This window comes from Kitasatospora sp. NPDC054768 (assembly GCF_053612025.1).
Map to the genome: position 1 here is coordinate 36,319 of NZ_JBSHBN010000062.1, position 10,899 is coordinate 47,217.

At 71.7% G+C, this 10,899-nt stretch carries 5 protein-coding genes and 1 pseudogene; 3 read left to right on the forward strand and 3 right to left on the reverse strand.

Annotated features, from left to right (window positions below):
• Positions 1–72 precede the first annotated feature (72 nt).
• The 3 genes from ACWGKU_RS20080 to ACWGKU_RS20090 form a co-directional block, all read right to left on the reverse strand.
• The gene (locus tag ACWGKU_RS20080; RefSeq protein ID WP_452179129.1) at positions 73–2,184 is read right to left on the reverse strand and encodes an NEW3 domain-containing protein; all 2,112 of its coding nucleotides are present in this window, start codon (positions 2,182–2,184) and stop codon (positions 73–75) included.
• 339 nt (positions 2,185–2,523) lie between these two features.
• Entirely contained in the window at positions 2,524–4,953 is a 2,430-nt protein-coding gene (locus ACWGKU_RS20085) for a ricin-type beta-trefoil lectin domain protein (protein ID WP_452180872.1), read from the reverse strand.
• 103 nt (positions 4,954–5,056) lie between these two features.
• Positions 5,057–7,363, reverse strand: coding sequence for an RICIN domain-containing protein (locus ACWGKU_RS20090; protein WP_452191504.1), 2,307 nt, complete (start codon positions 7,361–7,363; stop codon positions 5,057–5,059).
• A gap of 553 nt (positions 7,364–7,916) precedes the next feature.
• Here ACWGKU_RS20090 and ACWGKU_RS20095 point away from each other — a divergent pair.
• From ACWGKU_RS20095 to ACWGKU_RS20105, 3 genes and pseudogenes are all read left to right on the forward strand, one after another.
• On the forward strand, positions 7,917–8,966 hold the full coding sequence (locus ACWGKU_RS20095; protein WP_452180873.1) for a substrate-binding domain-containing protein: 1,050 nt from the start codon (positions 7,917–7,919) through the stop codon (positions 8,964–8,966).
• A gap of 158 nt (positions 8,967–9,124) precedes the next feature.
• The gene (locus ACWGKU_RS20100; RefSeq protein WP_452180874.1) at positions 9,125–10,699 is read left to right on the forward strand and encodes a sugar ABC transporter ATP-binding protein; all 1,575 of its coding nucleotides are present in this window, start codon (positions 9,125–9,127) and stop codon (positions 10,697–10,699) included.
• Positions 10,696–10,899, forward strand: a pseudogene (locus tag ACWGKU_RS20105) (ABC transporter permease); the annotation flags it as partial. The gene ACWGKU_RS20100 and the pseudogene ACWGKU_RS20105, both read left to right, overlap by 4 nt.

Genomic DNA, 10,899 nt, shown 5'->3' on the forward strand with positions numbered 1-10,899 from the left:
GCGGAGTCCCGGGCAGGGGAACGCCGCCCGCCCGGCCCACGGGAACCGGTCCGGTGGGCCGGGCGGCGCGGATCACGGCTGGACGGCCAGCGCGAACACGTGGATCGCTGCGGCACTGGGCAGCGTGACGGAACGGATCGTCTTGCCGGGCGTCAACGGGACGGTGTTGGTGAACACGCCGTAGCCGATGCCGAAGTTGCCCGGTCCGGTGGGCGTGTTGCGGTGGTCCGTGGTGAACGCGGTCTTCGCGCCGTAGGCGTCGGTCGGAGTGCAGCACCAGTTGGGGAAGCCCAACTGGCCGCTGCTGGTGGTGCCGTCGGTGTAGGCGACGGTGACCGTGCCGGAGGCGAAGCCCGCTTCGGCGCCGAGGAAGCCCAGCGCGCTGCCCTGGCCGCCGAAGGTGATCTCCTGGCCGGCGGCCGACACGTTGTCGTTGGTGCCGGCGGCCGCGGACGGCCAGGTGAAGCTGAGGCCGTTGGCGCTGATCGTGGCGCCCGCGGTGGCGCCGGCCCGGGCCAGGGCCTGCGCCGAGTAGCTGTTCCCGGCGCCGTCGAAGTTGCCGGGAGCGGTGTCGCTCTCGGAGGTGGCGCCGACGTTGTTGAACGCGGCCTCCAGCGACGGGTAGGGCACGGTCCGCACGATCGTCTGCTCACCGCTGACGGTGTCGACCCCGGCCGGCCGGGCCCGGTAGCTCGCGGTGGCGGTGATCGCCGTGACCGTGGTCCCGGGAGCGCCCTGGGGGCCGTGCACCGTCACCGTGGCCGACGCGGTTGCGCCCGGAGCGATGCGCGGGAGCGCGACGGTCGCCGGGGTGACGGTCCAGTCGGCGGGGGCGCTGATCCGCAGGTTGGTGTCGTTCAGCGCGACGGCGCCGTGGTCGGCCAGGGTGATCCGGTACGTCCCGGGCTCCTGGGCCGTGCTGACGTCCTGCCAGGTGACGGCGGTGGCGGGGGCCAGGCCGTGGGTCGCGCCGGGGTGGACCCGGTAGAGCACCGTGGCGTGCGGCGGCACGTTCGCGGAGATCACGCCGGTCGTCCCGACGACCTGCTTGGTCACCAGGTCGTCGAGCCTGTAGCCGGCGGCAGCGGGCAGGCCGGCCCGGGCGGCGGTCGTGGTGATGGTCTGCGCGGTGTCGGAGGAGTTGAAGAGCGCGACCGCGCGGTCCCCGCCGGCCAGCGGCTTGCTCAGCACGTCGTAGCCGGTTCCGTGCTGGACGACGCGCCCCTGGACGCCCAGCCGGTCCTGGTCGACGGCGATGACGTCGCGATTGCCGAGCAGGTCCAGCGCGGCCGGGGAGAGGCGGGTGAGGTCGGTGCTGGAGATCAGCGGCGCGGCCATCATGGCCCACAGCGAGATCTGGCTCTGCATCTCGTCCTGGCTGAGCCCGGAGTCGCCGGCGAGCAGGAAGTCGGGGTCGTTCCACCGGCCGGGGCGCTGCAGATCGGCCAGTCCGACGTTGTAGCCGTAGTTGTACATGATCGACGCCCACTTCTCGGCGCCACTGGCCTGGCCGAGTGCGATGTCCGCGCCCTCCCGCCACAGGTTGCCGAGCGGCGCGGACCAGCGGATCACCGAGTCCCAGTTCGGCGTGCCCTGGAAGTAGGCGGGCGCGGAGATCGAGAAGACCATCCTGCGGTGCGTGTTGAGCAGCGCCCGGCTCATCGCGGTGTAGGTGTCGCGGTAGCTCTGCTCCTCGGTCTCACCGGGCTTGACCGGGACGTTGCAGCCGTCGAGCTTGACGTAGTCGACGGCCCAGGACGCGAACAGGTCCGCGTCCTGCTGCCAGTGGTCGAGGGAGCCGGGGTAGCCGCCGCAGGTGGTGGTCCCGGCGTCCTCGTAGATGCCGAACTTCAGGCCGAGGTCGTGGACTTGACGGCCGATGTAGGCCATGCCGTGCGGGAACAGCTGCGGGTCGGCGACCAGGTTGCCCTGGGCGTCGCGCTGCCCGGACATCCAGCAGTCGTCGATGGTGACGGTGTCGTACCCCTTCTTCGCCAGCCCGGTGGAGACGAGGGCCCGGGCGTTGTCGAGGATGGCCTTCTCGTCGATCCCGCACTGGTAGTACGACCAGTCGTTCCAGCCCATGGGCGGTGTGGGGGCGTAGTTGGGGTACTCGGCGACGGTGCCGGGCGGGGAGGGCTCCGCGGCGACCGCGGGCTGTGCCAGGAGCGCAGCGGTGGACACGGCGGCGAGCGTCGTACAGCAGGCGACGGTGGTACGGAGCCACCGGCGGAGGGCAGTTGACACGCTTCGACCTCACGGGATCTCGGGGTCAGGGCATGGGTGGCTGCTGTGGTCCCAGCCGGATCAGTTGTACGGGGCTCTGCTCGTTCTTGACAAGATGGCGGGCGAAATAAGCAGCAACACGCACTCAACATGTAAAGTCCGAGCACGAGTGCCCCTGGGGACCGGCCCGGCCGAGCAGCCACCGGACCCAGGAGCGCGACCGGCCGGGCGCCCGCGATGTCACGGGCACCCGGCCGGTCGCGTGCGGGGTCTTCCGGATCCCCGCGGGTCGATCGGCTACGGCAGGGTCCAGCGCTGGTTGGCGCCGCCGTTGCAGTCCCAGATCTCCAGCGGGGTGCCGTCGGCGGTGGCCGCGGCGGGGTCGTCGAGGCAGCGGCCGGACTGGGTGCTCTTCAGGGTGCCGTCCGGCTGGGGCGTCCACTGCTGGTTGGCGCCGCCGGTGCAGTCCCACAGTTCGACCGGGGAGCCGTTGACGGTGGCGCCGCCGGTGACGTCCAGGCACTTGCCGTTGTGGGTGAGGGTGCCGTTGGAGCGGGTCCACACCTGCTGCGCGCTGCCGTCGCAGGCCCAGAGCTGCACGGCGGCGCCGCTGGTGCCGGTGGCGGGACGGGCGCAGGTGCCGGGCAGGGCGGAGGCGATCGGGCCGGTGTGGGTGGTGGGCGTGCCGGGGGTGAGGGCGAAGTTGTCGAACTGGTCGGTCTGGTAGCCGGTCACGCCGAGGCCGGCGCGGCCGTTGGTGAAGCTCGCGTCGGTGGCGCTGCCCACGGCGGCACCGTCGATGCTCGCCGTGAGGGTCTCGTTGTCGAGGGTGAGCGCGACGGTGTGCCAGCGGCCGGTGCCGAGGGCGGCGGTGGTGCCGCTCGCGAGGGTGGTGAAGTTCCAGCTGGTGTCGCTCTTGTCGATGGACCAGGCGCCGGTGTCGCTCACCCGCAGGTGGTAGGCGTTCAGGCCGTTGTTGTTGCGGCCCTGCTGGTTGGCCCGGCCGAGGAGCTCGACGGTGCCGGACTGCTCGAACATGGTGTCGGCGGTGACGGTGTAGTTGGACCAGCTGCCGTCGCCCATCATCGTGTACGGGGCGTTGTAGCGCTCGTCGGTCCAGCGGATCGGCGAGGTCGGGGCCATCTGGCGCAGGCAGGTGCCGGTGCGCCCGCCGCCGCAGGCGACGGTCTGGAAGGCGCCGTTCATGTCCGTGAAGTACTTCGGCGAGGTGGTCGTGGCCGGGGTGTCGAAGCCGTCCGCGTAGGGCAGCTTCATCGGCGCGGCGGCCGGCGGGGTGGCGGTGCCCTTGCCCTGGCCGGTGGTGGTGGTCACGGTGTAGACCCGGCCGGGCTGGAGGGTGAGGGTGTAGCGGCCCCCGGACGGGGTGACGTCCTTCTGCTTGACGAACCACTGCGCCGGGTCGGTGGAGCCGAGGTCGGTGGACCAGACGTGGACCTTGCCGGTGGACAGGCCACCGGTGACGGTGAAGTTCGCGGTCTGGGCGGCGGTGGCGTCCAGGGTCTCGATGACGGTGCTGTAGTCGCGCTTGTTCGTGCTCTTCAGCGTGACGTAACTGCCGTTGGCGCGTGCGCCGCCGAGGTAGCCGCTCGCGGCGTCGATGTAGCTCCAGCCGGGCTTGGTGAACTGGGTGGTGTGCGCGGTGACCCAGGTCGTCCTCCCGATGCCGTAGTTGCCGGACCACGGCTGGTTGGCGATCGACATGCCGTCGGTGGAGAAGAAGAGGTCGGGGTAGAGCGCGGCGATGACCGGCCAGTTGATGAACGAGGTCATCTTCCCGTCGAGGTAGCCCCGGTTGATCCCGCGCGCCACCGCCGGGGCGCCGCTGTTGAGGTCCTGGGAGCCGTTCTCGCTCGCCCACAGCGGCTTGCCGAGCGCCTGGGCGGTCGGCGTGCTCGGGCACTCGGTGAAGGAGCTCATGTACCCGCAGGGGTAGTGCACGCCGACGACGTCGACGGCGTTCTTGAACGCCGGGTCGGCGGCCATGGCGTCGGCCACCTCCCAGGTGTCGTCGGCGGCGACGACCTTGGTGGCGCCGTAACCGCGCGCGACGAGCGTGCTCTTGAGGTTCTCGTACCAGGCCTTGTCGAAGCCGCGCTCGTTCCAGCCGCCGAGGTAGGAGACGTTCAGGTGGTGCTGGCCGGCGCAGCCCATCCACGACATCACGTAGTCGATGGAGTCCTGGGACCAGAAGTTGCCGCCGCTGCCGCTGTTCCCGATCCAGCCGGGGGCGCCCCAGGACAGGCCGATGAACGTGATGTCGGGGTTGCGGGCCTTGGCCTGCTCGGCCAGCCACCACTCGTAGCCCTGGTTGCAGTCGACGGTGCCCCTGGTGTGCTCGATGCTCGGCTCGGCGCCGTCGGTGGAGTTGGTGTCGCCGCCGATCTCCAGCTTCAGCACCTGCAGCGAGGCGCCGTAGCCGGGCTTGAACAGGTAGTCCAGCAGTTGGCTGCGCTGGGGCTCCGGATAGTCCACCAGCAGGCGGGAGTTGCCACCGCCGCCGGAGATCGCGCCGACCCCGTCGAAGGTCAGGCCCGGCTTGGTGCCGTCGAGGGTGACGGCGGTGGAGGTGGCGGCGGTGGGGGTGGTGGCGCTCTCCGTCGCGGCCAGGGCGGCCTGCGGCGCGGCCAGGCCGCCGAGCGCGCCGGCGAGGACGAGCGCCGCGCTCAGGGCGGTGCGCCAGGTCGAGGAGGGGTGTTGACGGCCCATGGGCGTCTCCGAGGGTGGGGAGGGGTGGGGGCGGTGTTGCTCCGTGCCGGGCGCCCGGTCGGGGCGCCCGGCACGACGTCCGGGCAGGGGCGTCTCGGTCCCGTCAGGAAACGGTCCACTGCTGGTTGGCCCGGCCGGAGGCGCAGGTCCACTGGACGACCTGGGCGCCGTCGGCGCTCGAAGCGCCCGTGACGTCCAGGCACTTGCCGCTGTTCGCCGAGACCAGCTGGATGCGGGCCCCGGTGTCCGGGACGAGGGTCCACTGCTGGTTGGCCTTGCCTGCGGCACACGTCCACTGCACGACCTGGGCGCCGTCGGCGCTCGAAGCGCCCGTGACGTCCAGGCACTTGCCGCTGTTGACGCTGGTCACGGTGTGGGTGGCCGGCGCGGCCAGCGGCGTGACGGTGGTGTTGGCGAAGTCGGCGTGCTGGAACCCGCCGACGCCCAGGCCGATCTGGCCGATGCCGTGCCCGGCGTCGGCGACGGAGGCGACCTGGGTGCGGTCGATCGACGCGGTGATGGTCTGGCCCTGGACGGCCAGCGCGAGGTTGTGCCAGGTTCCGGCCCCCGCGCCGGGGTAGCTGCCGCTCGCCAGCACGGTGTCGGCGCCGGAGCGGTCCTCGCTGAACAGGCTCCAGGCACCGGTGTCGTCGATCTTCAGATGGTAGCCGGAGCGGTCGTGGTCGACGTGGTCGATGCGGCCGAGCAGTTCGGCGGAGGTGCCGGCCTGTTCGAGGGCGACGTCCGAACTCGCCTGGTAGTGGGCCCAGGACGGGTCGCCCAGGAGGGTCAGCGGGGTGTAGTTCATGTCGTCGTGCCACGGGATCGGCGCCCGGCTGATGACCTGGCGCAGGCACACCGGGGTGGTCGCTCCGGACGGGCAGGGCGCGGTCTCGAAGGCGCCCGCCCAGTCGTGGAAGTAGCGGGCGGTGGCCCCTTCGCGGTAGCCGCCGAGGTCGGCCTGGTACGGCAGTGGCATCGCGGCGGGTGCAGGCGGCACGGCGGTGCCCTTGCCCTGTCCGGTGGTGGTCGTGACGGTGTAGACGTAACCGGGCTGCACGGTGAGCGAGTACGAGCCGCTCTTCGGGGTCACGTCCTGGGCGTGGACGAACCACTTCGACGGGTCGGTGGAGTTCATGTCGGTGGCCCAGACGTGCACCTGGCCGGTGGACAGGCCGCCGGCGACCTTGAAGGTCAGGGTCTGCGCGGCGGTGGCGTCGGTGGCCTCGATGACCGTGCTGTAGTCCCGGCCTGACTTGAGCGTGACGTAACTGCCGCTGTGCGGGTCGCCGTTGGCACCGGTCCCGGTCAGGTAGCCGCTGGACCCGTCCAGGTACTGCCAACCCGGCTTGGCGAACTGGGTGGTGTGCGCCATGACCCAGATGTCGCGGCCGACCGCGTAGTTGCCGGACCACGGCTGGTCGGCGGCCATCAGCCCGGCGCCCGCGTACGGCAGGTTCGAGGGCCAGGAGCTGACCAGCGCCCACTTGATGTCCGAGGTGATCCGGGCGTCGAGGTACTCGCGGTTGACGTTGCGGGCCAGCGCGGCCGGGTCGGCACCGTAGCTGTCGTTGTCGTCCTCGGAGGCCCACAGCCGCTTGCCCAGCCCGGTCGCGGTGTCGCTGCCGGGGCAGGCGGTGTAGACGGGGGTCGAGTGCCAGCAGGTGCCGTGCAGGCCGATGACGCCGACGGCCTTGGCGAAGGCGGGGTCGCCGGCCATGTCCGCGGCGATCGACCAGTGCTCGTCGTCGCTGTCGGACGCGACCAGGGTGGTGCCCTGGTGGCCGTGGCCGTCCAGGTCCGCGCGCAGCTTCTCGAACCAGGCCTTGTCGTAGCCGCGCTCGTTCCAGCCGCCGAGGTAGCCGACGTTCAGTCCGTGCTGCCGGGCGCAACCGAGCCAGGACTCCAGGTAATCGATGTTGTCCTGGGACCAGACGCCGCCGTTCAGCCAGCCCGGCGCGGCCCATTCCAGGCCGTAGAAGGTGATCCCGGGGTTGCGGGCCTTGGCCTGCTCCATGAGCCACCACTCGTACCCGCGGTCGCAGTCGACCTCGGTGGGGGTGCGCATGTGGGACGGTTCGGGGCCGTCCGAGGAGTTGGCGTCACCGCCGATCTCGACCTTCAGCATCTGCAGTGAGGCGCCGTAACCGGGCTTGAACAGGTAGTCCAGCACCTGGCTGCGCTGGGGCTCGGGGTAGTCGACCAGCAGACGCGAGGTGGCGCCGCCGCCGCTGATCGCGCCGAGTCCGTCGTACGCCCGCCCCGGCGAACGGCCGTCCAGTGTCACGGACTTCGTCGTGGGAGCCGGCGCGGCCACCGCGGCCGGCGCGGCCAGGGCGGCGGCGACGCCGAGTGCGAGCGCCGCCAGGGCGGTGACGCCCCGGCGGAGCGGGTGGGGTGGTTCGGTCATCGACTACTCCTGTCCTCGGGCTGGGTCGGCCGGAGCGGGGCCCACCAGGACTCGGCCCGGCCGGGGCGGCCGGGACTGGCGGGTGCATGCCGACATGCCGGGGAGGACAGTAGACCCAACATTCAACAGTAATCAACAACTTCAGATGAAATACAACGCGATCGGCCGGTCGCCACCAGGTGGCAGCGGCCGAGCCGGCTTGCCACAGGGGCACAGCACCACCCCTCAGACATGCTCCTGCCAGGCGCTATTGACGCCGCCCCGGCTTTGCCCGAAGCTGTCCACGACAACAACCTACCAATCAGTAAGTTCCGATGAACACGCCACCACCTGCTCCGATCCGGAAGATCGCGGCCCGATCCGCCGGCTTCGGCCCCCCATCCGCGGCGCGACGGGATAACGAGACGGTCTCGATGGCTCCGATCCGGAAACATGAGCTTGACTCAGCTCAGGGCCAGGCGTTTTCTTTTGACCCACCACGTTTGATCGTGGTGCTTTCTGATTGGTTTTGTTGCTTCTTGCCGATCGGCCCCCACCCTCAGGAGCCCCCTCCATGCACCTCCCCCTCCGTGGCCGCCTGGCCTCGATCGCCGCGCTGAGCCTGATCACCTCCGTCGGCCTGACCGCCTGCTCCACCGGGCAGACGTCCTCGAACAGCGCGGACGCGCCCGTCGCCCCGGTGTCCGGCAAGGTGACGATCACCTACCTGCAGAAGCAGGGCGACCAGCAGTACTTCGTGGACGAGGCCGCGGGCGCCAAGGCCAAGGCCGCCGAGCTCGGCGCCGAGCTGAAGGTGGTGAACCTGGGCAACGACGCGAACAAGACGGTCGGCGAGGTGCAGGCCGCGATCGCGCAGAAGAGCAACGGCCTGATCATCGTGGTGCCCGACCCGGCGGTCGGCCCGCAGGTGGTCCAGACGGCCCGGGACGCGAAGGCCGCACTGCTGACCTCCGACGACCAGGTCTGCGCGAGCGGACCGGCCCCGGCCCAGTGCGCGGCGACCGACCTGGTGCCCCGGATCGGCTTCTCCGGCCGGCAGATGGGCCAGCAGGTCGGCCAGCGCGCCGCCGAGGAGTTCAAGAAGGCCGGCTGGAACCCGGCCGACACCCGGATCATCTCCGCCTGGAAGCAGGACGTCACCGTCTGCGGCGACCGCGTGAAGGCCGCCAAGGACGCCTTCGACCAGGCCGTGCCGGGCGTGCAGCTGATCGACGTCGCGACCGACAACACCCCGACCGGCGCGCAGGACAAGGTCGCCGCCACCATCACCGCCAACCCCGGGGTCAAGCACTGGGTGACCTGGGGCTGCAACGACGAGAACGTCCAGGGCGCCGTCACCGCCCTGCAGAACGCCGGGATCAACCCCGACGACATCGACGGCGTCGGCCTGGGCGCCTACCTCGCGTGCAAGAACTGGGCCTCCGGCAAGCCCTCCGGGATGAAGGCCGCCCTGTTCATCAACGGCAAGGACGTCGGCGCCCTGTCCGTGCAGACCATGTACGACAAGCTCAAGAACGGCAAGGACTTCCCCCAGGAGGCCTTCGCCCCGACCACGATGGTCGACGCCGCCACCTGGCAGTCCGCGGGCGTGTCCTGCAGCTGACGCCTCGCCGAGCCGCCGGTGGGGCGGGCGGGCACCGACCTGCCGAATCCGCCCGCCGCACCGGCGCGCTCCCGGAGACCGTACCGCGACCACCGGCACCGCCGACCGTGTGCACGGCTCCCCCAGACCGTACGCACCGCACTGCCAACGAGGCCCCGATGACCACACCCGCACCGTCACCCGTCCCGCCGGCGAGCGGCGCCCCCGGCCTGAGCGCCGAGGGCGTGTCCAAGCGCTTCGGCTCCGTCCGGGCCCTGGAGGACGTCACCCTCACCTTCCCGCCCGGCCGGGTCACCGCCCTGATGGGCGAGAACGGCGCCGGGAAGTCCACCCTGCTGCGCATCCTGACCGGCGACCACCGCCCCACCGAGGGACGCGTGCTGCTGGACGGCGAGACCGTGGACCTGCAGTCCCCCCAGGACGCCCGCCGCGCCGGGATCCGGATCATCCCGCAGGAACCCGAGATCATCCCGCACGTCCCGGTCGCCGAGAACGTCTACGCCGGCTCGCTGCCCCGCCGGGCCGGCCGCCGCCTGGACCGCGCCGAGCTGCGCCGCCGCATCACCGCGGACCTGGCCCGCCTCGGCTTCGACAAGGTCCTCGACCCCGACCTTCTGGGGTCCGAACTCACCGCCGCGCAGCGCCAGTTGGTCGAGATCATGCGGGCCCTGACCGGCGCCGTCCCGCCGCGGGCGATCGCCTTCGACGAGCCCACCTCCTCGCTCTCCGAGCACGAGGTCGAGGCCCTGTTCGCCCTGATCGGGCGGCTGCGCGACGAGGGCATCGCCGTCGTCTACGTCTCCCACCGGATGAAGGAGATCTTCCGGCTCGCCGACCGCATCGCCGTGCTGCGCGACGGCCGGGTCGCCGGGGTGGTGGAGGCCGCCGCCACCGACGAGAGCGAACTCGTCCGGCTCATGGTCGGCCGCGACCTGTCCTCGCTGTTCGTCCGCCAGCAGGTCGCCACCGACCGCGTCGTGCTGGACGTCCGCGACCTCACCACCGACGACGTGCACGGAGTCAGCCTGACCGTCCGGGCCGGCGAGGTCGTGGCGCTGGCCGGCCTGATCGGCGCCGGACGCTCCGAACTCGCCCTCGCCCTGGCCGGCGACGCCCCGATCCACTCCGGCACGGTGGCCCTCAACGGCGAGGTCCTGCGCCTGAAGGACCCGCGCGCCGCCATCGCCGCCGGCATCGGCCTGGCCCCCGAGGAGCGCAAGGCCCAGGCCCTGTTCCTGCAGCGCACGATCCGCGACAACACCTCGCTGGTCAGCCTGCGCCGGCTCAGCCGATGGCGGTTCGTCAAGCAGCGCCAGGAGAAGGCCCTCGCCCAGGAGTACGCCGACCGGCTGCGGGTGCGAGCCCCCTCCATCGAGGCCGAGGTCCGCACCCTGTCCGGCGGCAACCAGCAGAAGGTCGTCCTCGCCCGCTGGCTCGCCCGCAAGCCCGACCTGCTGATCCTCGACGAACCCACCCGGGGCGTCGACATCGGCGCCAAGGCCGAGATCTACCAGATCATCGCCGACCTCGCCCGCGAGGGCACCGCCGTCCTGGTCATCTCCTCCGAACTGCCCGAAGTCCTCGGCCTCGCCGACCGGGTCGTGGTGATGCAGAACGGCCGCACGACCGGCGAACTGACCCGTGACCGGGCGACGGAGGAGGCCGTCCTCGCCCTCGCCATGGCCGACGACCTCGCCGCCACCACCACCGCCCAGACCGGAGAGACCCGATGACCACCGCCACTCCCCCGACCGCCCCGGCGCCGGACGCCGGGGCCCTGCCCGTCCGGACCGGCGGCCCGCGCGCCCTGCTCGCCGCGATCGGCGGCCAGAACCTCAGCCTGATCGGCGCCCTCGTCGCCGTCGTCGCCCTGTTCGGCTCGCTCAACCCCAACTTCGTCGGCTGGGACAACATCCAGGTCATCGCCGAGGCC

Coding starts and splice junctions, on each gene's coding strand:
- ACWGKU_RS20085 (WP_452180872.1), bottom strand. CDS start 4,953: ATGGGCCGTCAACACCCCTCCTCGACCTGGCGCACCGCCCTGAGCGCG.
- ACWGKU_RS20100 (WP_452180874.1), top strand. CDS start 9,125: ATGACCACACCCGCACCGTCACCCGTCCCGCCGGCGAGCGGCGCCCCC.
- ACWGKU_RS20095 (WP_452180873.1), top strand. CDS start 7,917: ATGCACCTCCCCCTCCGTGGCCGCCTGGCCTCGATCGCCGCGCTGAGC.
- ACWGKU_RS20090 (WP_452191504.1), bottom strand. CDS start 7,363: ATGACCGAACCACCCCACCCGCTCCGCCGGGGCGTCACCGCCCTGGCG.